We start from the raw sequence: 23,207 nt of genomic DNA on the forward strand, positions 1-23,207 counted from the left end.
ATAAATTTATAAACTTCCATAAAAAAAGACCCAGAATCGTTCTGGGTCTTTTTATTTACTGCTGATATTTAGCTGAGCGCTTGCTGCAAATCCAGTTGCATGAATTTTTGTAAGGACAATTTTCCAGCGATAATCTGATTGATGAATTGTGACATTTCATCATACAAGGTCTCATGTAGCTGCGGCTCTAATGCCATATGTCTTAACTGGATTTGTAAATGCATCAACAGTTCCTGCTGCTCGCATTCACCCTGTTCCAGAGCATAGATATAACCTAACACTGCGCCTTTTAAAACCACATCAAACGGTAAACTATATTTAAGCAAGGTCGATAATGAACCCATAACCCGTTCATTGTGTTTCAGCTTTCTTAAGGGTTCACGCCCTACACGTGCACATGGGTCCTGATAAGCATAGGCACAGGATTCAGTAAAACTTTGTGCCAGACGTTCCAGATCTGAAGCATGCTTAGGAATCTGGTAACAGAGACCATGCTTCACCTGCGCTAAGGCCTGCTGCATGAATTTTCTGACCGCATGATCTGACATGGCCACGCCAATGGTCTGATGACCGCGCAGGCTGGCATACCAGGCCATCATCGCATGCACACCATTCCATAAGCGGTTTTTAATCAGCTGGATATTGGCAATATCATCTACCAGAATCATTTGGCGCATTTTAGCCAATAATGGACTGTTATTTTCCACATAGATTGGCATATCCGTTTCGGCATTAAACAGAATCAGGTCCATCGACTGCAGAATATGACTTGGCTGAAAATTACGGCGCAGGTCTTCAATATATAAGCCCGCCTGATGTTCCTGCTCTGCATTCAGGGCTGTAGAATCATCCAGATCCACTACGGACAGATCTTCATCCAGCTGATACTGCTTGAACATGTTGTATTTGATGCGCAGCTGACGGTACAGTTTCTGGTCGGACAGTTTGGAGACCATACGGTTCACCACTGTGTCACAGAAATAATGCTGATCCATAATGTGCTGCGCTGTCTGTTCATCCGTAATCTGTTTCAGACGGCTCAGAATCTGCTGCATCACCAGCTGTTTGGCCCCGATTTTATTCAGGATAATTAACAGCGTCAGCGGCTGTTCCTGCTGCTCGTAGGCCAAGTATCGCGCATATAAACCCTGTGCAATTACTTCTGCTTCAGAAACCAGAGCTTCCTCAGGGACACAGACTGCCACCAGACTGGATTCAATATACATATTCTGCATTTGCTTCAGATCATATGCATCAATCACGCTCATATTTTCAATACGCTGGTCAAAAGAGTTCTGACCATAACGAATGCAATAGGTGCCAAACGCATTAACGGCAGACTGATAGAGTGGATTACGGGTCGAGGCAATAATTTTGCGTGGACGCGTATAACCATCCCAGTGTGATAACACCTGAGCCAGATAACCACCACCAATTGCACCGAAGCCGTGAATCCCAACTGTTAACTGATTCAGCGTTTGCGGAAATGCGGTCTCAAGTTCTGGCATTTCCAGAACAGGAACAAACTGGTTCAGGTCTGTCAGAAAATCTTCCATTGTTTCATAATAATACTGGGCTTCTGCCAGCATCGATTCATTCGGCGTTTTAATGTCTTTGAAAAGTACCGTCATACCACCTGCATCATAAGCAGATCGCAGGCCATTTTCAGAATCTTCAAACATCAGGCATTGAGCCGGACTTAAATTGATTTTTTCGGCTGCGCTGATAAAAATTTCTGGATGAGGTTTCCCCTGTTTAATCTCATCGCCACACACCAGCACATCAAAAAATTTATAGACATTGGCATTGATCAGATATTCTTCTGCGATCGCACGTCGACTCGAAGTCGCCACAGCCATTTTTAGACCTGCCTTGCGTAGGCGTTCCAGTACCTGTAATAAACCTTTTTTAATTGGAACACCATAATTGCGTACATGTTCTAGTTCCAGTACATCGGCGCGCTGGCGGATCTCGGCATAAGGAACATCTTGTCCATAACGCTCTTTGGCCAGCTGCTCGGCACTACGGGCACTTAAGCCCAAACACTGCATTAAATAGTTTTCAGAAAATTCGACGCCGATCAGCTCACGCGAAGCTTGTTGCAAGGTTTGAAAGCGCAAACGTTCAGTATCAAACATGGTTCCATCCATATCGAAAATTGCGCCGTGTACGATTTGATTTTTAAATTCTAGCATTGCTCCCCTTTTATAATTCAATGAGTTAAGAAGTGGACAATACCTTAAGGAAAATAAGAGATTAAATAAACCGATGTAAAGATATGAAATAGTTCTGACTATAAATTGATCAATAAAGACTAAAATACGATTATTTATGTTTCTGGATGTAATCAAACTGTTAACTTAAGTAAGTTGTTATTCCTGCCTATCAGTTTAAATTTTTCTTTTGAAATATCAGTTTATTTTATCATTTTGAATGTTTCTGCTTATTATGGCATTCATTTTGCTTAATAGTATTACGTTTTATAAAAATTGTAATATTGGGGGCAGCCACGATGAGTTATGTCGCTCGTGAACTGAGTCAAAAACAAAAAGTCCTGTTCGGTTTGGGTTCATTTTTAATACCCATTCTGATCTGGTGTGCAGTGAGCTATCTGCCATTCGTATGGCATCCACAAGTCCAGATTACTGACTCAGGCAGCGTGGCCTTTTTACAGGAAGGCAGCCGTGTCGAAAAAGCCATTTTCTATCAGGAAGCACAAAATGCGGTCGACAATGGCCTGACACCACCACAAGGCAAACTGGTCAATCCAATTTACCTGCCTGCACCACATGAAGTGGCGAAAGCATTAGTGACTGCCTTTACCACTCCACCGCTGCAAGACAATGCCCCTTGGTTCCATGAAAGCCTGTGGCACAGTATCAAGCTGGTATTTACCGCTTTTATCCTGTCCTCGATTGTAGGTTTGCCACTGGGCATTCTGTGTGGTTTCTCCAATAAGCTGTCGCAACTCACTGAACCATTTGTAGAATTCTTCCGTTATCTGCCTGCCCCAGCTTTTGGCGCACTAGCGGTGGCTATTTTAGGCATCAATGATGCACCAAAAATTGCCATCATCGTGATTGGCACCTTGTTCCAGCAAATCCTGATCATTGCCAATACCACACGACTGGTCGATCGCAGCCTGATTGAAGCCGGCTTTACCCTCGGTACTAGTAAACTGAAAAGCCTGTTGTATGTGGTGATTCCAGCAGCATTACCAGAAATCTACCGCAACCTGCGCGTATTGCTCGGTTGGGCATGGACTTACCTGATCGTGGCTGAACTGATTGGCAGTACTTCCGGTATTACATGGTTTATCACCCAACAAGCCCGTTACCAGCACTTTGAAAATGTCTTTGCAGCGATTCTGATCATCGGTGTGATCGGCCTGCTTTGCGATGTGATTTTAATGAAATTGGGCCAACGCCTGTTTAAATGGAAACCAGGAGCAAACTAATGAACAGCACTGAATTTAATGCTCGCGAATACTTTGACAAGATTTATAACCGTCCGGTCATCCTGGAAGCCAAACAGCTCACCCAATCCTTCAAGCATGGCAAAACTGAACGCACCATTTTAAATGGCATTGATTTGAAAATTCATAAACGTGAGTTTATCTGTGTGATTGGTCCCTCGGGTTGCGGTAAATCAACCTTTAGCCGCGTTGTTGCTGGGCTTGATCCTTATACCAGCGGTGAAATTCTGGTGGATGGTAAGCCGATTACTGGCCCAAGCCCGGAACGCGGCATGGTGTTTCAGGGCTATACCCTGTTTCCATGGAAAACCGTGAAAGAAAACATCATGTTTGGCCCGAAAATGAAAGGTCAAAGTAATGCTTCTGCTGAAGCGCAGGCACGTGAATGGATCAACATCATTGGCCTGGAAAAATATCAGGATCAGTATCCGCATCAACTTTCAGGCGGAATGAAGCAACGTGTGGCGATTGCCCGCGCCTTGGTCAATGAACCCAAAGTGTTGCTGATGGATGAACCTTTTGGTGCACTGGATCCGCATACGCGCCAGAAAATGCAGCGTCACCTGATGGATCTGTGGCAAAACATCGACATTACCATCATTTTCGTGACCCACGATATGGATGAAGCCATCTTGCTGGCAGACCGGATTGTGGCGCTGAAAGCCAATCCAGGTGAAATCAAGGAAATTATTGAAGTGGATTTACCACGTCCACGCCATCCAGATCTGATGTTGACTCCGGAATTTAAACAGCTGCGTGAGCACGTCAATCATCTGGTACATGCACAGGAGGATGAGCTGGATCCTGCACTAGCCGATCTTCCAGAAATTCCACGCTTGACCAAAGTCAGCACGAGCAAATAATCCTTTTAAAACAAGCCTTTGGGACGACCCAAAGGTTTTAGTCGCTGTGTTGGACGACCAACAATAAGGTGATTGCAATGCAAGACCAATACGTACTCCCACTCGTCGATATTTCTAAAATGCAAAGTCCACATCTGGCCGATCGTCTTGAAGTTGCGGCAGCTTTAGACCAGGCCTGTAAAGATGTCGGATTCCTTTATCTTAAAGGGGATCAGTTTAACTTTGATTATGCCAAGTCGATGGTTGAACTGGCCAAATCCTATTTCGAGCAGGACCTGGACACAAAAATGCAGCACTATATTGGCAAATCCAGTAACCATAGCGGTTATGTGCCAATTGGTGAAGAACAGTTCGCGGGCAACAGTTATGACCTCAAAGAAGCCTATGATGTGAATTATGATTATCAGGGTTCTAGAACAGACTACCCATTGCTTGGCCCAACCTTATGGCCTGATCATCCAAATTTTAAAACCATTGTCAGCCAATATTACGGTCACTTGCGCACCATTAGCGAACAGATTTTTTCTGCTTTTGCCCTGGCTCTCGGTGTCAAAGAAGATTTCTTTGCCGATAAAATTAATGATGCACCAAGTCAATTGCGCCTGATTCATTATCCGTACAATCCTGATATCAAAGATGCCGAAGGCATCGGCGCACATACCGACTATGAATGCTTTACCCTGCTGCTGCCTACCGCACCAGGTTTGCAGGTGCTGAACAAAGCTGGTGAATGGATCGATATTCCACTGATCGAAAATACGCTGGTGATGAACATTGGAGACATGATGGAAATCCTGTCTAATGGCAAATACCTGGCAACCAAACACCGCGTAAAAAAAGTCTCTGAAGAACGATATTCCTTCCCGCTGTTCTGTGCCTGCAACTATGACACGGTGATTGAACCGGTAGTACAAACCAATGATTCCAAATATAAACCTTTAATTGGTGGTGAACACCTGTTTAACCAGACCGCACAAACGTTCCAGTATTTAAAACAGCGAATTACCAATGGTGAGCTGGTGCTGAAAAATGCCGTTCCGCTGTCTTCCTTTGGTCTGAATGAAAAATCGGAGGCAGCATCATGAACCTGTTAGAAGCCATAAAAACCTTAACACCGACAACTGCTCAACCTGAAGTTGTTCCGAGCTTTTTATACGGGGCATTTCGCAGGAAAAGCATCAGTTTTTTTAATGGCCTGACCGATCAAAACACCATTGTGTACTGGTTCCAGTCACGCAGCTTTACTATAGATCTACGGCTGAAAAGTCAGAATGACACACCAGTGACAGAACGGCAGGGCTGGATTGGCAATACAGTATGGGATGATGCAATGCAGCTCTTGTCCTGGGAAGTAGAAGACTACGCCAATTACCAGAACCATGTGCAATGGCCTGAACCCGCAAAACTGCACGCGATCGGCAACTGTATTCTGGAATTTTCACCGAGCAATGTTTATGTCGAAGATTGGCGTCAGCAAGTGAAGAAAGGCTTGTTCTTAGGCCTACGCCTAGAATCTGCGGTAGATGTCCAATCAGGTGCAAAGCTGGAAATGGATGGCGGTCTGATCATCTGTGATGATCATATTGCTTATGCCCTGACCCGCTTGCCGGAAGTGCAATCTCAAGTCGCAGAACTAAATATCAAATCAGCCGATGCTACTTCATTTAATCTATTACAAAGCTTTGAAGTCTCTATTGGTACTCAGGGCTTCAGCAAAACCTACAGCACCCGTATCGGTGAAACAGGCAACGCCTTTGACCTGAACAATTTTGAAATTCTGGATGCAACCCGTCTGGTCCAGCATGTAGAAGTTGAGGGCCGTGCAATTGATCTGATTTTTGAGATTGATATCTACCAACCTGAATATGAGTTTCAGCACACGACTACCACGACTGCAGAAGCAGCACAGTGGATGAGCGCGGAACAGAATCACCTGCTCCATCATGCAGAACGGGTGTTATAAGGAGGAATATGGCTTTTTTATATCTATTGATATAGAAATATCTATTACATAATTATCATTTTATTAAATTTAATAATATTAAATAAAACTAACATTATAAGATTTTAAGGCTAATTTATATTAGTCTTTTTATTTTGACTATTAATAGTGCGGTTTTATTTATAAAGTGCACCATTTAATAAGAAAATAAATTTTAAAATCATAAGAACCACCATTAATACACTTAATAATAAATCAAATATATATATTTCACTGATTTTAAATGATGGCATAGTAGTTGCATTATAAATATCAGTAATACTTTTTTAAATATTCGTATTACTAAAATAATGCCGTATGACGGCCTACCTTATATCGTGAGATTATAATGCTTTGGTCTGAATTAACCTGGGAAGAAATTCCTGAAGTTTTAAAAGCTGTGAATTATTCAGCGATCCTGCCTGTAGGCGCAACTGAACAGCATGGTCCACATTTAGGCTGTGGTGTAGATAGTGTTATCGCCGATATTGTATGCAAGGAAGTTTCTAAGCGTACTAAAGTCCCTATGCTACCTACCCTGCCATATGGTTGTTCTATTGGGCACAGTAAACATTGGCCAGGAACAATTGCCATCCAACCTATTACTTTAATCGAATTTGTCAAACAAATTGGAGATTGGGCATACGCTGGTGGTGTTCGACGTTTATTTATTGTTAATGCCCATGTAACGAATTCAGCCCCACTACGCTGCGCCCTCGAGATGCTACGAGCAAGTTACGATGATTTGATGGTGAGTATTATCCATACTGCCAGCATCAGCACACGTGTCAAAGAATTTCATTTTTCAGATGCAGAAGACTGGCATGCAAACGATGCCGAAACCTCAGTCATTATGGCTCGTACACCAGAGTTATTCCGTGCTGACAAGCTTGATGTTGCTGATGACCCTGACCGTACTGAAAATCTAATCTTTGCTCATCCTGTAAACCATACCAGCAAAAATGGTGTCACGGGCTATCCAAGCCGTGCCAGCATTGAAAAAGGCAAACAAGGCTTTGAGTGGATGGTCGAAGACCTTTGTCAAGTGATTTTAAAAGGTAGCCAAGAAGAGCCGCCTTTAGACACCCCATATTGTTGCAAACACTAAATAACCCTAACTGAAAAAAATTCTTCCCAAATAGAATAGGTGAATACTATGTATACAAATGAACAAATTACTGAACTCAAAGATGAACTTGTTGAGAAAGGGGTTAAATACTGTATCGGTGCTTATGTCGATATTCATGGTATCCCTAAAGCCAAAGTTGTTCCAATCGACCACTTACACCAAATGGCAAATGGATCTGAACGCTATACAGGTTATGCCCTTGACGGTTTAGGTCAGGCTCCAAACGATGATGAGTTAACTTCTGTACCTGACTTGGACAAAGCGATTCAAATTCCTTGGGAACCAAAATTGGCGTGGATTCCTGCTGATAACTATTTTCAAGGTAATCCATACCCATTGAATACCCGTGTTGCGCTTAAAAACCAACTGGCTGAAGCTGCAAAAATGGGCTATGGCATGAACCTAGGCATCGAGTGCGAAATTTACCTTCTTAAAAAATTAGCAGATGGCACCCTCACTGTGCCACATGCAAAAGATAAATTAGTTAAACCATGCTATGACGTACAATCTTTTGTAGACAACTTCTCTTGGTTGGATAAAGTTGCAACGCAAATCAATAACTTGGGTTGGGATCTTTACTCTTTCGATCACGAAGATGCTAACGGTCAATTTGAGTTTGACTTTAACTATGCTGATGCCCTTACTAGCTGTGACCGTTTGATTTTCTTTAGATTTATGGCAAAACACTTTGCTGAGGAAGAAGGTTTGCTGGCAACTATGATGCCAAAACCATTTGCAGATAAAACAGGGAATGCTGCTCACTTTAATATGTCTTTATATGACTTAAAAGATGGCAAAAACCTATTTGCCTGCGACCCGAAAGATGACCCACGCGGTATTGGCTTAACCACACTTGGCTATCAATTTATTGCAGGTATTTTAAAACATGGTCGTGCACTTTGTGCGGTATTTGCACCAACAGTGAATAGTTACAAACGTCTAGTACGCCGTGGGGCCATGAGCAATTTTAGCTGGGCACCTGTGTTTAACTCTTATGGTTCTAATAACCGTACAAACTCAGTTCGTGTACCAAGTGGTGGTGGTCGTTGTGAATCCCGTAATGTAGATGGTGCAGTAAACCCATATTTAGCTTCTGCATTCGTATTAGCTGCAGGTTTAGAAGGGATTCGTGAAAAGCTTGATCCAGGTGAGCCAAACGAGGATAACTTATACGAAATCACAGATGCAGAACGTGAAGCACGTGGTATCGAATTCTTACCACAAACTTTACAAGAAGCAGTTCAAGCATTTGCTGCTGATCCTTTAGTTGAAAAAACTTTAGGCAAAGAGTTACGAGATGAGTTTATTAAATACAAAACTATGGAATGGGAAAGCTATCATTTATCTGTAAGCAAATGGGAAACTGAACGTTATAGCGATATGTTCTAATCCTTTAATTTTAAGGATATTTATCAGAATCCAGTCCATCTTTTTTGAACTGGATTCTTTTTTATATCTATTTCTCTCCACTATGTAACATTCTAAGTTATTTAAACAGTGCTTTTAAATGCCTTGTAAATGGGCTCAATTCAACTTTTCTGCACCATTTTAAAATAAAATTAGGTTGAATATTCAAACGACCAATATTGTTCTATTTACCAGAAAATAATTATATTTATCAAAATCTTAATCTAATAGATCAACTAAATTTAGCGCACTTTTGGCATTTTTCTGTAACCAACTCAGTAATACTTTTATGCAATTTCATATGACTAAAAATTTCCTTGGTTTTCGTTTTTTGCCTTTGATCTCAACTCCAATTTTGCATTTTAGAATGCGTAACTCAAGGTAAAATTTACAATTAAACCAATGGCTTAGTTTTGGATAGCTATAAACGTCTTGTACGTCGTGGTGCAATGAATAATTTTAGCTGGGCGCCTGTATTTAACTCTTAAGGTTCTAATAACCGTACCAACTCTTTTCATATTCAGAATGGCGGTAGTCATTGTGAATCCCGTAACGTTGATGACTCAGTTAATCTATATTTGGATATTTGGCTACGGCACTTGTACTCTCTGCAGGTTTGGAAGGAATCCGTGAACAACTTGATTCAGGTAAACCAAACGAAGATAACTTATATGAGTTCACCGAAGCAGAATGCCAGACACGAGGTATCAAATTCTTACCACAAACTTTACAAGAGGCCGTACAGGCTTTCGCCGATGATTCTCTAGTTGAAAAAACTTTAGGTAAAGAGTTACGAGATGAGTTTATTAAATACAAAACTATGGAATGGGAAAGCTATCATTTATCGGTAAGTAAATGGAAAATTGAATGTTATAGTGATATGTTCTAAATATCTTGTATTTAAAAAAACCTGCTATAGCAGGTTTTTTTATAGTTCATATTGTTAATCCAATAAAGAGTTCTCTTCTTTAAACTAGGTATTATTAATAGCAAAAAACCAAACTTGACGTTTGGTTTTTTTAAATTAAATTTTACTCAATACTATTAACAATTTCATCAGTAATTAAACTATCAACATTAATATCTTTTTCATAGATATTAAAATCAAGATTAAATTTATTTACATAATAGCTTGACCCATAAATAGATTCCAATCCCTCAGACTTTTTAAATACGTTTTTATTATCTGCCACAGACAGGAAATGGGTGCCGCTGATAAATTGCTCATATTGTTTAGGGTCTACCCCTACACGATTTGCCATAATCCGAACGGCATCATCATGTGTTTTAGGATCATTAATGTATGAAACAACTTTATCCCAGACCTTAACAATTTTTTTCCATTCTTCTTTGTGTTGGGCAAGATGCTCTGCATTTACAGAAACTGTGTCATATATAAGTCCAGGCTTCTCGGCTGAACTATAAATAATTTTTGAACCTGTTACATTTTTTAGAGCTTGGTTAGCTACTGGTTGCCAAACTGCAACTGCTGACACATCTTGTGAGGTAAATACTTGTGGTAATTCATTTGTTACAGCGTTCGTTATTTTCACATCAGATGGTGAAAGCTTTGCATCAGCTAAAGCTGTATTAAATAAAAGATGATCAACCAAGCCTTTTTCTAATGCTACAGTCTTACCTTTTAAATCCTGGATCGAATTAATTCCTGGTTTAGCTACAATTGCATCATTGCCGGCAGAGTAGTCGGTTGCCATTATTATGACACCTCTCATACCACCTGCACCTATTACTAGATTATCACCATTAGTTACGGTTACAGCATCAATTTGTTTTGCCGAAAATGCATTTAAGGATGATGAATAATCAAACCATTTAAAGTCTACATTCACTCCAGCTTCTTTTAACCAACCTTTTTCAATAGCCACTTGCCAAGCTACCCAACCAGGGTAATCACTATAACCAATAGTAATTGGTTTAGTACTAACTGTGGTGGATTCTTTCGCACCATTATTTGGTTCTGGTATTTTTGCACTGTTATCACAACCAGCTAAAAAAATTGCCCCAAGAATAGAAATAGATAAACCGGCTTTCTTGATCATTGTGCTACTTCTCCTATGAAATTACATTTAAAACGCGTATTTGAAATTTGTTTTGATTTGATAAAGTCACGCCAGCCGCCGAAATGACTGATGTCAGTTGCATCTTCAAGCGCATAGCCTTCGCAGATAAAACCTTTAACCCAGCTGCCATCTGCCAGCTGGAAATTGCCAATGCCCAACGGTGCCGGAACTTCTGCCACGATCTGACCAAAGTTGGCGAATGGAATATCCCAGACTTCCACTTCGATTTCTTGACCTTTACTGTGGTACTGCAAACCCGGTTTCGGTGGTGTGGTATTTTTCAGCGCAAACAGCTTGTAGCTGGCTGAAGTTTTGGTTTTTTTCACTAAAGTGCCGCCACGTGTGGTGAGCTGAAAGTTCAAAGGCATACCAGTCAGATGCGCACCGACGACTGCCAGTTTCACTGCATGCTGCGATTGAATCTCTGTGCTTGGCGTATAATTTTTTTGCGAAGTACCCAGTGTCAACGCCGTTGCCTGCTGCCAGGTCTGACCAAAGTTTGCCAAGGCCTGATCCATCCATGCTGGTGCAATAAAGGTCACCCCGCTTGGCAAACCATCAGCACGAATTGCATTAGGCAGTGCCAAAGCCGATAAATCCGCAAAATTCACGAAGTTGGTATAAGCGCCCATGTGGCTGTTTTTCACCAGTGGATCGGCTTCTACATCGGCAATCTTGTAGATGGTTGGCGCCGTTGGCACCATCAAGGCATCAAAGTCTGCCAGGGCTAGATTGATCTGACGAGCCAATTGCGCTCGCTCATATTCCGCCTGCATCATATCCACGGCATTAAAGTTATCTGCCTGACTGATAATTTGGTTAATCACCGGATGGGTCACGTCACGAGAAACCAATTTTTCAACGGCACTGGTCCGTTCTGCGACCCAAGCCTTGTTATATAGTGCGGAAGCCAGTTGGTTGAAAATAGTGAAATCAATGGTTTCCACTGCATAACCAAGCTGCTCTACCCGGGCAATAGCCTGTTTAAATGCTTTTTCGGTTTCAGTATCGCCATAGAATTCCAGCTGTGCCGGAATCGCGATTTTGCTTTTGGAAAATTGGGTTGGCACATTGGCTGGATGCTGGCGTGAATATTCATCTGTCGCGTCATAACCTTGCATAATTTGTGCGACTTGCCATGCATCATCCACAGTCAGGGCAAAGACTGAAATCACATCAATGGTGCGGCATGCTGGCACCAGACCTGTGGTAGAAAACCAGCCTTTGGTGGGTTTCAAGCCGACAATATTGTTATGTCCTGCCGGTACACGGCCTGAACCCGCCGTATCGGTACCTAAACTAAAAGGCACCTGACCATTCGCCACCGCTACCGATGAACCTGAGCTTGAACCGCCGCTGATATATTCCGGATTAAAGCTGTTTTTCACTGCGCCGTAGGGTGAACGTACACCAACTAAGCCAGTTGCAAACTGGTCCAGGTTGGTTTTACCCACCACAATTGCACCTGCAGCTTTTAATTTAGTGACGACAGTGGCATCGCTGGTTGCGAGATAAGATGCTTCTTTGCAGGCTGCAGTGGTATAAAAACCGGCTACATCAATATTGTCTTTGACTGCAAATGGAATGCCGTAGAGTGGCAATTCGGCTAGTGATTTTCCTGTTAAGGCATCAATTTGTGCTTGTAATTGTTCTGCAGATGCAATTGAAATCCAGGCATGATCATCATTTTGAAATGATGCAACATAATCGATCAGGTCCTGTAACTGAATCTGCTGCTGTTGGTAGGCGTTCTGCCAGTTTTGAATTGTCCATAAAGTATTCATGACAATACTCCTTTATTGGTATTTTGGGGAATGGGAGGCATCACGGCATCCATCAGTTCCAGGTGTCCTTTGAGCACCCCTTTTAATGCAATAAATTGTTCGCTAATTTCTTTTAAATCACTGCTTACACCCTGCATCAGCATCACTTGCAGGACTTTCTGATCATCCAGCTGGATATGCAGCGAGCTGATCACCTGTTCCAGATATTGCTGTTGCAAATCGACCAATTGGGAACGTAACGGTTTCAGGCTGACGTCATAAACCAGCGTCAGCGTACCGACCATCACTTCATCACGAGAAACCAGTTCATCAATCAGGTGGCGGTTAATCATGTCGACAATGGCCTGCGAGCGGCTTTCATAATGCTGCTCGACAATTTTCTGATCCATGGCCTGTAAGGTGGTTTCCGGCACGGTGATACTGATTCGTGCCAATTTCGGTTTAGACACGTCTGCTTTCCTTGAGTGAATCCTGTTTGACATAAAGCCCGGCGCGAACGCTGAGCAGTTCAATGAAAAATTGGGCAAATGGATGCAGCTTGGCTTTTTTGCTTTGATTATTCATGCGCATCTCCTCGGTATTACTGAATGTAAATTTCGTATTACTTAAGGAAAAGCAGAAAGCGTGCCAGTTTTAGATGAGGAAATTTGCTAATTACGAGGAGAAAAGGCAGAAATTCAGCTCAAAAAAGCCCCATCAACGGTTATGGGGCTTATTTGGAATCAAAATGAGTGAATTAATTCACCAAGAGGTCGTTAAATTAATCATGTACTGTAATTATTTTTAGACATGATGGATTGATCGAGAATTGCGTCTGGTTCTTCAAGTAATATGCTCTCCTCTTTTAATTCGGTATATAAATAAAAGCAGAAAATATGCCAAATATAAAGAGTTTTTTATTATTAAAAAATTGATTTAAAACAGTTAGTTGAAACTTAATAAATGCTACAAAATGTGTCTAAAATATTTATGCGCCAAGAGTGATCAAACTTGCACCAAAACGATATCAAAATGGGGTTTTATGGTACAGTTTTTGATAATGGAATCTTCACCAATTACTCTTCTCTGGCTTTAATTATGAATACTAAAGCCGCTCAGATTTAGGTTTTGATTAAAATTTGCACTACAGGTGAATTTCTATACAATAAATTCCATAAAAATGCCCGAACAATAAGGAAATTTAATGAAGACTTCCACTCTCCTTCGTACTGCTATTCTTTGTATGCCTTTTATTTTTGCGGCATGTAGCAAAACCGAGCAAGCAGAAACCTCCAAAACCGAAATCCAGCAGGAAGATACCACGCAAGCTGCCGAAACGGCACCGGCACAAGCTTTTGACATCAGTAAAATTCCACTCAGCACAGCGACACTCGGTGACTTTCCTTATATTTCCCTGCCAGACGGTTATATCTATCAAAATACTGAGCAGCGCAATTTTGAGCGCGTTCCATTCTGGACAGGACAGCAACTGGAATGGGTTGAAGGCAAATTATTCAGTTCAGGCATTACCTCGAAACCGGAATATAAAGAAGGCAATTTTTTAGAAATTCAGCGTAATCTGGAGAGTGTGATCAAGGATTTGGGCGGTGTAGAAATTGCCAATAGCCAGATTCCCAAAGATATCATTGAGAAAATTCCTAAGGATTTTCAGGTGCAGTATTATGCTGGCCTGGGTGATATTTTTAACTACCCGACCAAGACTTATGTAGTTCGCCAGGAAGATAAGACCGCATGGTTCCAGCTAACCCAATCTGGCAATTATATTTCGCTGATGGTGGCTGAATCCAAGCCTTTAAATGTCACTGCCAAAGCACTGACTTCGAGTGCACTAAAACAAAGTCTGGATCAAGACAATAAAGTGAGCGTACAGATTAACTTTGCAACCGATAAAGCCGAGATTTTGCCAGACTCACAAGATCAAATTGAGCAGATTGTTGCTTTATTAAAAGACAATCCTGAGTTAAAACTGGGCATTTATGGTCATACGGATAATAGCGGTGATGCTGCACATAATTTAAAGTTGTCTGATCAACGTGCGCAAAGTGTGGTGAGTGCCCTGGCTAAAGCAGGTATTGAAAGCAGTCGTTTAACTGCTAAAGGGTTTGGGGATATACAACCTGTTGCAGATAATGCAAGCGGAGATGGTAAGGCGAAAAATCGTCGGGTAGAGTTGGTGAAGTTATAAGATTCCGACTAAATAAAGACCGCTTTATTGCGGTCTTTTAAATAAATTTAATTTTATAATTCTAAAATTTATTAAGTAATTTTTACAAATTACTTAATAATTCATCTACCTATTCTTGTTCTAACCCATTTCCTCCACATCTTGGACAATTACCAGTTGCTCCCCCATCACCACCACATAATCGGCAAGAAAAAGAGATAGCAGGGCTTACTTTTATAATAGAATTATCCGTAGGTTTATAGGTTTTTTCAAAATCAATCGTAAACTTTAATCTTCTCTCAACAATTTTTTCTATAAATTTCTGAATCCACTTTTTAGGATCAGTAATGAAGCTCCCCTTATACCGTTCTGTAAAGTCTACAGTTCTATGTTTTTCAATAGTAAAAACAATTTCTTTTCTACCATCATGCATAAGATATTTAGCCTTTATTAACAATAGAACTGTTTGAGATTCTCTTGAATAAATTCTAATTAGATTATGAATACGTTTAATTTCTAAACCATTCTGATTTGCCACTTCTGAGACTTCATCTACTAATTTATCTATATAAGAGAGCAAATTATCATCAAATTCATTTTCTCCTCTTAAATATTCATTTATTTCTAATTTTTTTTCAAATTGTCGCTTGTATTGATTTAACCATATGTAATTATCCATTTCCCAGCACTCCGATCAATATTTTCTATAGCTATCAAAGTCAAAAGTAGTAATTAAGTTCTCCTTATCAGAAACAATAACGATCCCACCTTTGTCCCTTAAGCGCTTTGCTGCCATTAATTCTTTCGTTAAATTGTTAATTAGATCATCTAGGATCTTTTTATTTATAAATGAACGTTCACCTTTAACTTCTCCATATTTCAAAGCGAATTGCACCATTCGATATGTAATACCTCTTTGCTTAGCACGCTTCATAAAGTGATTTGACTGCAACATTTTATACACCCCAATTATTGGTTGTTTTTTAGGCTACGATTATCCCAAACAAATGTCAAATACAATTTATATATTTTTTTATTTGTATTGTATTTGACATTTATCCAACCTCATTTTATGCTTGCTTCAATCCCTTCGGAGTATTAAAAATGAGAAATGAAAATATAGAAATGGTTTTAAAACTGTTCCTAAACTCAAAAAAAGCTTATGCCTATGACTCGAAAAAGCTTTTAAGCTCAATTGCTTTAAAGGAAGTCGAAGAACTTATTGAATTTTTTCAGACCACAGAAAATGTAAAACTACACAATCTATTAGAATTAGATCACGAGAATAATGGACTCTATACGTTTGATGATTTGTCGATTTTTTTTAATTTAGGTAGTAAGGCTCAATTAAATAAGGAAAATTACCAAACTAAAGGTATTTCTATTAAATTAAATGAAGATCAAAAACAAAAATTAGATTTCTGTGCACATAACCTTGATATAAGCCGAGCTAAAATTTTAGAAGAATTGGTTGTGAGTTATTCCGATTCTGCATATTTAAACTATCTACTTGGCAAACACTTGCAAAGAGGGGGGCAATTAAATTTAGAAAATTTAATTGAAGAACTAAGAACAGATGCAATTGAGCTTGATGAACCAAATCATGTTATGTGGTCATTATTCAAAATGAGAAAAATAAGTAATGATATTGAAAATATGGCATGGCAAGAATTTGATAGACTTAACCCTCAGGAATCAATGAAATGAGCAATTACTTCAAAGAATTAGGAAAAATTCATGCTAATGAAGGACAAGAAAAAAATGAAAAAAGTTCACCTCTTACTTTCAAACTACCCGAAGTTGAATTTGAAAAACTAGAATTTTATTGCAAAAAAATGGGAATTAGTAAATCTAAATTTATCAATATGCTTTTTCAACAGAAAATTAACTTTGCAATTGCTGAATATCTTGAAACTTCTCAAAAAAAATTTGAAGATCTAGATACATGTCAATTAACTGAAGATCAAATATCTAACCTCAAACTTGCCATAACATTTTATAATTTAGAATCTAAATAATTTTAAATAAAAAGGCTGCTCAGCAGCCTTTTTATATGATGCTATTTAACCTATTAAGGCATAAGTAACACTGGGCTAATCAAGCTGTCCACATCCAGTTTTTTGCTATATGCACCTTGCTCGATATTAAACTCATTCACGTGGTAGCTAGAGCCATAGATAGAGGTCAGTTTGTCGCTTTTCTTAAAGACGTCTTGGTTGGCTTTCACATTTAAGAAATCTGTACCGTCCACATATTCACGATACTGTTCAACAGGTACGCCAGCTTTATTGGCCATAATCTGAATGGCTTCATCATGTGTTTTTGGATCTTCAATATAAGCCACCACTCGGTCCCAAATCTGAATGATTTTTTTCCATTCTTTTTGGTTACGCAGCAAACTTTCAGAATTGACCGTTAATGCACCAAAAATAATGCCCGGTTTATTTTCAGCGGAATAAATAATTTTCGAGCCCGGTACATTTTTCAGTGCCTGATTTGCACTTGGCTGCCAAAGAGCTGCAACCTGTACATCAGGAGAAGTAAATACTTGAGGAATTTCATTGGTTGTCGTGTTGACCAATTCAACTTCGTTACTTTTAATATTTAAATCTTTCAGTGCACTATCCAAGAGCAAGTGATCTACCAAGCCCTTTTCTACCGCAATTTTTTTGCCTTTTAAGTCTTTTAGTTCAATCCCCTGTTTGGCAATGATTAAATCATTGGTCTTGCCCAAGTCTGTCGCCAAAACCAAAATGCCGTTGACCCCACTGGCTGCAACCATCAGATTGTCACCGTGTGCAATGGTCACTGCATCAATTTGCTTGGAACTAAATGCATTTAATGACGCAGAATAATCAAACCATTCAAAATCAACATCCAGTCCCTGCTCTTTAAACCAGCCTTTATCAATGGCAATTTGCCATGCCACCCAGCCTGGATAATCACTGTAGCCAATTTTAATTTTCTGGCTCATTTCAGTTGCAGATGCATTGGAGGTTTCGCTTGGGAGATTTGCTTTATTTCCGCTGTCACAGGCAACAAGTAAGGTACTTGCAAGTACAGAAAATAAAATAGATTTTGCTTTAAACATACTTACAGCCTCTTTAGTCAGTATTACATTATTTAAAATTCGTAATATTGATAAATGCAAAATCTATTCCACAATCCTTTTATATTTCAATTATTTTTCTGGGACCAATTTGAGGACTTGTTCGGTACACATCACCTGTCCAAAAATCCCATTTTCAACGGTGATCATCTGCAGTGCAGAATGGTGCAAATCTACATTGGCCGATGCACAGGCATCTTCAACCGTAATGCAATAAAAGCCCAAATCGGTGGCTTGTCTAAAGGTACTGGATACGCACACTTCGGTGGTCACACCGCTAATAATCAGATGTTTAATATCATGATTTTTTAAGATTAACTCGAGATCGGTATAGGCAAATGCTGAATAGCCGGGCTTATCGATCACCGGCTCACCCGCGATTGGTTTTAAATCGTCTATCAGGTCATGCCCATATTCACCTCTGAGCATTAACTTGCCCATTGGGCCTTCAGCACCAATTTCCGCTTTTAGCCCTGCAGTGCGCTTTTTTTTGAGTGAATATAAATCCGTTAAATCGGTACGATGACCTTCACGGGTATGCACCACCAACAGCTGATGTTGTCTTGCCCAGTCCAGTAATTTCTGAATATTGGCAATCGGTTGTCTAAGAATTTCAACATCCAAACCCATATGATCGGCATAACCATTTTTTTCGCAGAAATCACGCTGCATATCAATCACAATCAATGCCGTGCGTTTAAGATCAATCATAACCATCCAAATAAAATCAATAAAAATTATAAATATTCAAGGCGTTGACCATCCTTAAAGGTAATGTCGGTATAAATACAAATCCGTTCATCCACACAATGACGTTTCCCCTCACGCACCAAAATCGAAGGTTCGACTTTATGCACTTTTGCTTCACCTCGGGCAATGGCTTGCATGACCTTTAAGGTCAGTTCCAGTTCAGCCATGCTGATTTGAGGAAGTTGCGAAGTAACAAAAGGATGTGCACCAAAGAATTGCGTTTCGGCATTGGTCATCGACTGGATATAGGCCAATGATTTTTCATAATCTGCCACATTTCCCACATACAGCTCACTCGGATAAAGTACATCGCCAAGCAAACAGATATTTAAGCTGTCACTGTATAAAATGATCGAGTCTTTGGAGTGTCCTGGTGCATAGAGCAGCTGAAATGAAATGCCGCCAAGATCAATGACATCTCCCACATCCAGCATTTTTTCGACTTGAATAGGATCAGGTTTGAAGCCATCAATACTGCCCAAATGGAATTCATCCGGAATCTGATACAGACCGGCTTCATCCTTAAAACTGTGGAGGCAATCTAAATTGGGCAGATAAATCCGCTCAAAAAATTTGAGCCCACCAATATGATCAAAATGCAAATGTGAAGGTAAAACCGCAAAGGGTTTATCCGTTAACTGCTTGATGACCTGAGTCATATCATGCTCAGGACTGGCACCGGCATCAAACATTAAGGCCTGCTCACTGCCAATCATCAGGTAGGAAAAATTACCCTGATAATAAGAGGGCTCTTCGATGGCGTATAAATATTCTGTAATCTGATGAATGACAAAATATTGTTCCTGATTCTGCAAATGAAGAGTATCCATTGAAAAGCCCCCTCGAATTTATGCGTCTGCCGTAATTGGCGCCAAAGTAAACAACACCTGTCCTGTTTTTACCGTTTGCCCTTTTTCAATGGTAATGGCTTCAACTTTCATGCGTTCAGGGGCAATAATTGGAATCTCGATTTTCATCGCTTCAATCACAGCAAGCGTTGCACCTTCTTCCACAATATCGCCTGATTGACATTCAATTTTCCAGATGGAACCCGGCATATGTGATTCCACCGCACAGCCACCTTCAGGCACTTCAACGCCTTCACCATCATCCACAGCATCTAAACTTTCAGAGACATATTCGGCAAGTCCTGCTTCATGCCAACGACGGCGTTCTGCTTCAAAGTTCGCTTGTTGCGTTGTCTTAAACTCGCTAATGGTGTCGGCATTGTCGGTCAGGAACTGGTTGTACTCTTTCAGATTCAATACACCTTCTTCAATACGCAGTTTCAGGCGGCCTGCCTTAAAGTCCTCACGCATTTGCATCAGTTCTTCTTCAGACACTTCATAGAACTTGATCTGGTCAAAGAAGCGTAGTAACCATGGCTTGCCTTGCTCGAAGTCGGCATTTTTACGGTAACGCGACCACATTTGCGTAGTACGACCGACGAACTGATAACCACCAGGGCCTTCCATACCGTACACGCACATATAAGCACCGCCGATCCCCACAGCATTTTCAGGGGTCCAGGTACGCGCCGGGTTATATTTGGTTGTGACTAAACGTTGACGCGGATCAAGCGGTGTTGCCACAGGTGCACCGAGGTACACGTCGCCTAGGCCCATCACCAGATAGCTGGCGTTATACACCACATCTTTGACTGCCTGTTTATCTTTCAGGCCATTAATACGGCGGATAAACTCGATATTGTCCGGACACCACGGCGCATCTGGACGCACAGTTTGCATATAGCGTTCAGTTGCCAACTGGGTTTGCGAATCTTCCCAAGCAAGTGGCAGATATACCGTACGCGATGGCACTTCCATTTCAGTCACATCAGGCAATTCAGTTTCAGCCACTTGCAACAGGCGCAATAGGTCGAGCTGATCCAGCTTGATTGAATTGAAATGGATTTGCAGCGAACGGATGCCCGGTGTCAGGTCAATAATGCCCGGAATATTCTGTTTTTGTACCCATTGCATCAAGGCATGGATACGGAAACGCAGGTTCAGATCCAGCACCAGCTCGCCATATTCCACCAGCATGTAGTTATTACCCGCTGGGCGATACACCACATCTGGCGCACCATTTTCACCTTTTAAGGTATCCAGTACGGCATTTTTCAGCGTAGCCAGTTCAGGATAGAAGGATTCATTAAATGAAACTTCCTGAGTATCCAGCGCTTCTAGTTGTGCGTGATATTTCTCATTCAACAGTTTGGCTTGGTGATAGCTGACTGGAACAAATTTCACTTTGTCACCGGCTTTGAGCTGACCTAGTTTCCACAGCTCAGAATTGATCACCACCGCTGGACAAACAAACCCCCCCAAACTTGGGCCATCTGGACCGAGAATAATTGGCATATCGCCTGTAAAGTCGATCGCACCAATCGCATACGCGTTGTCATGAATATTGGATGGATGCAGACCGGCTTCACCACCATCTTCACGTGCCCATTCCGGCTTTGGACCAATCAGGCGGATACCGGTACGGCTAGAGTTAAAGTGAATCTCAAAATTATTGGCAAAGAAGGTATCAATGTCCTTTTTGGTGAAGAAATCTGGCGCACCATGCGGGCCATACATCACCGCAATTTCCCATTCATGGCTGAAAGTCGGAATTTGCGCTGGCGCTAGTGCTTTAACTTCATCAGATGTATACGCCGTAATTGGCAGCATATCGCCGATCAGCAGGTTACGGCCGGCATGACCGCCAAACTGACCGAGGGTAAAGGTCGCTTGTGAACCTAAATATTCAGGCACATTCAGACCGCTCTTAATGCCGATATAGGTACGGCAACCGGTGGCGATCTTGCCACATTTTAAAATCTGACCTTTACGCACATTCACGGTTTGCCACATTGGCACAGCCACACCATCCAGTGTTGATGGCATGTCACCACCGGCCAATACAATCTGGCTGTCACAATGGAATTTTAAAGTTGGCCCTTGCAGGGTACATTCTAGACCCGCTGTATTTGGGGCATTACCTAATAACTGGTTTGCCACATTTAATGACAATGGGTCAATCGCACCTGATGGCGGCACACCGACATCCCAGTAGCCCAAACGACCTGTCACATCTTGCACAGCAGTTTGAATGCCCGCTTGTAGCACTTCAACTTTTTGGGTTTTCCATTCAAAAGTATTCAGGAAACGCGTGGTTTGTGTACCAGCTTTAAACACCTCACCATCAATAATGTTTTGTAGATATTCCAGGTTGGTTTCGATACCCGCCACTTGAGTTTTCGACAGTGTATCCGTCATCGCCTGAATGGCTGCGTCACGATCATCTGCTGTGACAATGATTTTAGCAATCATTGGATCATAGAAAGATGATACATTCGATCCGGTTTCCACCCAGGTTTCGTTACGTGCATTATCATCAAACTCGACATAAGTCAGCAGACCGGCACTTGGCTGGAAGTTCTTGATCGGGTCTTCGGCATAGAGACGTACCTGAATCGAATGACCTTTGGATTCCAGTTGCCCGGTTGGTGCAGCCCAGTCACCGCTGGCCAATGTCACCATCCATTCTACCAGGTCCACACCAAAGACTTGCTCCGTCACACCGTGTTCGACTTGAAGACGGGTATTCACTTCAAGAAAGTAGAATTCCTGGGTGTCGGTATCCATCACGAATTCAACCGTACCGGCAGAACGGTAATTCACTGACTCCATCAGCTGAATCGCGACATTCTGGATATAGGCACGTTGCTCATCGCTAATGTGCGGTGCTGGCGTTTCCTCGATCACTTTCTGGTTACGGCGTTGTACCGAACAATCGCGTTCACCAAGAGCAATTACCTTGCCTTGGCCATCACCAAAAATCTGCACTTCAATGTGACGGGCATTTTGTACAAATTTTTCCAGGTACAGACCGGCATCTTTGAAGTTGGCTTGTGCTAAATATGAAACTGTTGCATAGGCATCTTTCAGCTCAGCTTCGTTCCAGACCAGACGCATGCCGATCCCGCCACCACCCGCAGTACTTTTCAACATGACTGGATAGCCGATACGTTCAGCTTCGGCCAGGGCTTCTGCTTCATCTGCCAGTAACTGGCTACCTGGCAGTAATGGTACGTTAGCCTGAATTGCCAGCTCACGCGCTGTATGCTTTAAACCAAAAGCACGCATTTGTGCCGAGTTTGGACCAATAAAGGCAATGCCTTGCGCTTCACACAGGTCGCAGAATTCAGCATTTTCCGACAGGAAGCCATAACCCGGATGAATCGCTTGTGCACCGGTTTGTTTTGCCACTTCCAGAATTTTTTCGACATTTAAATAACTTTGGCTGGCAGGTGCTTCACCAATATACACAGCTTCATCCGCAAGAGTGACATGTAACGAATCACGGTCTGCTTCAGAATATACGGCTACAGATTGAATCCCCAGTTTTTTCAGGGTACGGATCACGCGGCAGGCAATCGCGCCACGGTTGGCAATCAGAACTTTATCAAACATG

Annotated in this window: 21 protein-coding genes; 10 read left to right on the forward strand and 11 right to left on the reverse strand. The window is 41.4% G+C overall.

Annotation, left to right across the window (positions count from 1 at the left end; all coding sequences use genetic code 11):
• Window positions 1-68 precede the first annotated feature (68 nt).
• Window positions 69-2,195, reverse strand: coding sequence for a bifunctional mannitol-1-phosphate dehydrogenase/phosphatase (gene mtlD / locus FTU01_RS01360; protein WP_180137877.1), 2,127 nt, complete (start codon window positions 2,193-2,195; stop codon window positions 69-71).
• A gap of 317 nt (window positions 2,196-2,512) precedes the next feature.
• Between mtlD and FTU01_RS01365 the strand changes: the two genes are divergently transcribed.
• From FTU01_RS01365 to FTU01_RS01395, 7 genes are all read left to right on the forward strand, one after another.
• On the forward strand, window positions 2,513-3,457 hold the full coding sequence (locus FTU01_RS01365; protein WP_180137879.1) for an ABC transporter permease: 945 nt from the start codon (window positions 2,513-2,515) through the stop codon (window positions 3,455-3,457).
• Window positions 3,457-4,338: an ABC transporter ATP-binding protein gene (locus tag FTU01_RS01370; RefSeq protein WP_180137881.1), complete on the forward strand. Its 882-nt coding sequence runs from the start codon at window positions 3,457-3,459 to the stop codon at window positions 4,336-4,338. Before FTU01_RS01365 ends, FTU01_RS01370 begins: the two co-directional genes overlap by 1 nt.
• A 77-nt stretch (window positions 4,339-4,415) precedes the next feature.
• On the forward strand, window positions 4,416-5,423 hold the full coding sequence (locus FTU01_RS01375) for an isopenicillin N synthase family oxygenase (protein WP_180137883.1): 1,008 nt from the start codon (window positions 4,416-4,418) through the stop codon (window positions 5,421-5,423).
• Window positions 5,420-6,301, forward strand: coding sequence for a hypothetical protein (locus FTU01_RS01380; RefSeq protein WP_180137885.1), 882 nt, complete (start codon window positions 5,420-5,422; stop codon window positions 6,299-6,301). The genes FTU01_RS01375 and FTU01_RS01380 overlap by 4 nt, the downstream gene beginning before the upstream one ends.
• A 367-nt stretch (window positions 6,302-6,668) precedes the next feature.
• Window positions 6,669-7,427, forward strand: a complete 759-nt coding sequence (locus FTU01_RS01385; RefSeq protein ID WP_180137887.1) for a creatininase family protein — start codon at window positions 6,669-6,671, stop codon at window positions 7,425-7,427.
• Window positions 7,428-7,475: 48 nt separating this feature from the next.
• Entirely contained in the window at window positions 7,476-8,837 is a 1,362-nt protein-coding gene (glnT, locus tag FTU01_RS01390; protein ID WP_180137889.1) for a type III glutamate--ammonia ligase, read from the forward strand.
• A 604-nt stretch (window positions 8,838-9,441) separates the two neighbouring features.
• Window positions 9,442-9,744: a glutamine synthetase gene (locus tag FTU01_RS01395; protein ID WP_218952457.1), complete on the forward strand. Its 303-nt coding sequence runs from the start codon at window positions 9,442-9,444 to the stop codon at window positions 9,742-9,744.
• Between the two features lie 142 nt (window positions 9,745-9,886).
• Here the strand turns inward: FTU01_RS01395 and FTU01_RS01400 are convergent, their stop codons facing one another.
• From FTU01_RS01400 to FTU01_RS15495, 4 genes are read right to left on the reverse strand one after another with little or no spacing between them, the layout of a single operon-like run.
• A complete protein-coding gene (locus FTU01_RS01400; RefSeq protein ID WP_180137891.1) occupies window positions 9,887-10,915 on the reverse strand; it encodes an ABC transporter substrate-binding protein in 1,029 nt (342 codons plus the stop codon).
• Window positions 10,912-12,720, reverse strand: a complete 1,809-nt coding sequence (gene atzF, locus FTU01_RS01405) for an allophanate hydrolase (RefSeq protein WP_180137893.1) — start codon at window positions 12,718-12,720, stop codon at window positions 10,912-10,914. The genes FTU01_RS01400 and atzF overlap by 4 nt, the downstream gene beginning before the upstream one ends.
• Window positions 12,717-13,169, reverse strand: a complete 453-nt coding sequence (locus FTU01_RS01410) for a CopG family ribbon-helix-helix protein (RefSeq protein WP_099339103.1) — start codon at window positions 13,167-13,169, stop codon at window positions 12,717-12,719. Before FTU01_RS01410 ends, atzF begins: the two co-directional genes overlap by 4 nt.
• A complete protein-coding gene (locus tag FTU01_RS15495; RefSeq protein WP_257224637.1) occupies window positions 13,162-13,284 on the reverse strand; it encodes a hypothetical protein in 123 nt (40 codons plus the stop codon). Before FTU01_RS15495 ends, FTU01_RS01410 begins: the two co-directional genes overlap by 8 nt.
• A 619-nt stretch (window positions 13,285-13,903) precedes the next feature.
• Between FTU01_RS15495 and FTU01_RS01415 the strand changes: the two genes are divergently transcribed.
• Window positions 13,904-14,905: an OmpA family protein gene (locus FTU01_RS01415; protein WP_180137895.1), complete on the forward strand. Its 1,002-nt coding sequence runs from the start codon at window positions 13,904-13,906 to the stop codon at window positions 14,903-14,905.
• Between the two features lie 109 nt (window positions 14,906-15,014).
• Here FTU01_RS01415 and FTU01_RS01420 read toward each other — a convergent pair whose 3' ends face one another.
• Entirely contained in the window at window positions 15,015-15,563 is a 549-nt protein-coding gene (locus FTU01_RS01420; protein WP_180104838.1) for a hypothetical protein, read from the reverse strand.
• A gap of 15 nt (window positions 15,564-15,578) precedes the next feature.
• Entirely contained in the window at window positions 15,579-15,839 is a 261-nt protein-coding gene (locus tag FTU01_RS01425; RefSeq protein ID WP_218951188.1) for a DUF4258 domain-containing protein, read from the reverse strand.
• A gap of 149 nt (window positions 15,840-15,988) precedes the next feature.
• Between FTU01_RS01425 and FTU01_RS01430 the strand changes: the two genes are divergently transcribed.
• A complete protein-coding gene (locus FTU01_RS01430; protein ID WP_180104837.1) occupies window positions 15,989-16,591 on the forward strand; it encodes a hypothetical protein in 603 nt (200 codons plus the stop codon).
• Window positions 16,588-16,902, forward strand: coding sequence for a hypothetical protein (locus FTU01_RS01435; protein ID WP_180137897.1), 315 nt, complete (start codon window positions 16,588-16,590; stop codon window positions 16,900-16,902). The genes FTU01_RS01430 and FTU01_RS01435 overlap by 4 nt, the downstream gene beginning before the upstream one ends.
• A gap of 53 nt (window positions 16,903-16,955) precedes the next feature.
• On the opposite strand, the gene FTU01_RS01440 is transcribed toward FTU01_RS01435, so the two are convergent.
• From FTU01_RS01440 to uca, 4 genes are all read right to left on the reverse strand, one after another.
• Window positions 16,956-17,975 (reverse strand): ABC transporter substrate-binding protein, encoded by a 1,020-nt coding sequence (locus FTU01_RS01440; protein ID WP_180137899.1) that lies wholly within the window; start codon window positions 17,973-17,975, stop codon window positions 16,956-16,958.
• Between the two features lie 90 nt (window positions 17,976-18,065).
• Window positions 18,066-18,704 (reverse strand): cysteine hydrolase family protein, encoded by a 639-nt coding sequence (locus tag FTU01_RS01445; RefSeq protein WP_257224642.1) that lies wholly within the window; start codon window positions 18,702-18,704, stop codon window positions 18,066-18,068.
• Between the two features lie 26 nt (window positions 18,705-18,730).
• Window positions 18,731-19,573, reverse strand: coding sequence for an MBL fold metallo-hydrolase (locus tag FTU01_RS01450; RefSeq protein WP_180104937.1), 843 nt, complete (start codon window positions 19,571-19,573; stop codon window positions 18,731-18,733).
• A gap of 18 nt (window positions 19,574-19,591) precedes the next feature.
• Window positions 19,592-23,206 (reverse strand): urea carboxylase, encoded by a 3,615-nt coding sequence (uca, locus tag FTU01_RS01455; RefSeq protein ID WP_180104936.1) that lies wholly within the window; start codon window positions 23,204-23,206, stop codon window positions 19,592-19,594.
• Window position 23,207: the final 1 nt, after the last annotated feature.

It is taken from the genome of Acinetobacter sp. YH12043 (assembly GCF_013419915.1).
Taxonomy (GTDB): Bacteria; Pseudomonadota; Gammaproteobacteria; order Pseudomonadales; family Moraxellaceae; genus Acinetobacter.

Excerpts from the sequence above, each read along its gene's own strand:
- mtlD (WP_180137877.1), bottom strand. The coding sequence starts at position 2,195 with ATGCTAGAATTTAAAAATCAAATCGTACACGGCGCAATTTTCGATATG.
- FTU01_RS01365 (WP_180137879.1), top strand. The coding sequence starts at position 2,513 with ATGAGTTATGTCGCTCGTGAACTGAGTCAAAAACAAAAAGTCCTGTTC.
- FTU01_RS01370 (WP_180137881.1), top strand. The coding sequence starts at position 3,457 with ATGAACAGCACTGAATTTAATGCTCGCGAATACTTTGACAAGATTTAT.
- FTU01_RS01375 (WP_180137883.1), top strand. The coding sequence starts at position 4,416 with ATGCAAGACCAATACGTACTCCCACTCGTCGATATTTCTAAAATGCAA.
- FTU01_RS01380 (WP_180137885.1), top strand. The coding sequence starts at position 5,420 with ATGAACCTGTTAGAAGCCATAAAAACCTTAACACCGACAACTGCTCAA.
- FTU01_RS01385 (WP_180137887.1), top strand. The coding sequence starts at position 6,669 with ATGCTTTGGTCTGAATTAACCTGGGAAGAAATTCCTGAAGTTTTAAAA.
- glnT (WP_180137889.1), top strand. The coding sequence starts at position 7,476 with ATGTATACAAATGAACAAATTACTGAACTCAAAGATGAACTTGTTGAG.
- FTU01_RS01400 (WP_180137891.1), bottom strand. The coding sequence starts at position 10,915 with ATGATCAAGAAAGCCGGTTTATCTATTTCTATTCTTGGGGCAATTTTT.
- atzF (WP_180137893.1), bottom strand. The coding sequence starts at position 12,720 with ATGAATACTTTATGGACAATTCAAAACTGGCAGAACGCCTACCAACAG.
- FTU01_RS15495 (WP_257224637.1), bottom strand. The coding sequence starts at position 13,284 with ATGAATAATCAAAGCAAAAAAGCCAAGCTGCATCCATTTGCCCAATTT.
- FTU01_RS01415 (WP_180137895.1), top strand. The coding sequence starts at position 13,904 with ATGAAGACTTCCACTCTCCTTCGTACTGCTATTCTTTGTATGCCTTTT.
- FTU01_RS01420 (WP_180104838.1), bottom strand. The coding sequence starts at position 15,563 with ATGGATAATTACATATGGTTAAATCAATACAAGCGACAATTTGAAAAA.
- FTU01_RS01425 (WP_218951188.1), bottom strand. The coding sequence starts at position 15,839 with ATGTTGCAGTCAAATCACTTTATGAAGCGTGCTAAGCAAAGAGGTATT.
- FTU01_RS01430 (WP_180104837.1), top strand. The coding sequence starts at position 15,989 with ATGAGAAATGAAAATATAGAAATGGTTTTAAAACTGTTCCTAAACTCA.
- FTU01_RS01435 (WP_180137897.1), top strand. The coding sequence starts at position 16,588 with ATGAGCAATTACTTCAAAGAATTAGGAAAAATTCATGCTAATGAAGGA.
- FTU01_RS01440 (WP_180137899.1), bottom strand. The coding sequence starts at position 17,975 with ATGTTTAAAGCAAAATCTATTTTATTTTCTGTACTTGCAAGTACCTTA.
- FTU01_RS01445 (WP_257224642.1), bottom strand. The coding sequence starts at position 18,704 with ATGATTGATCTTAAACGCACGGCATTGATTGTGATTGATATGCAGCGT.
- FTU01_RS01450 (WP_180104937.1), bottom strand. The coding sequence starts at position 19,573 with ATGGATACTCTTCATTTGCAGAATCAGGAACAATATTTTGTCATTCAT.
- uca (WP_180104936.1), bottom strand. The coding sequence starts at position 23,206 with ATGTTTGATAAAGTTCTGATTGCCAACCGTGGCGCGATTGCCTGCCGC.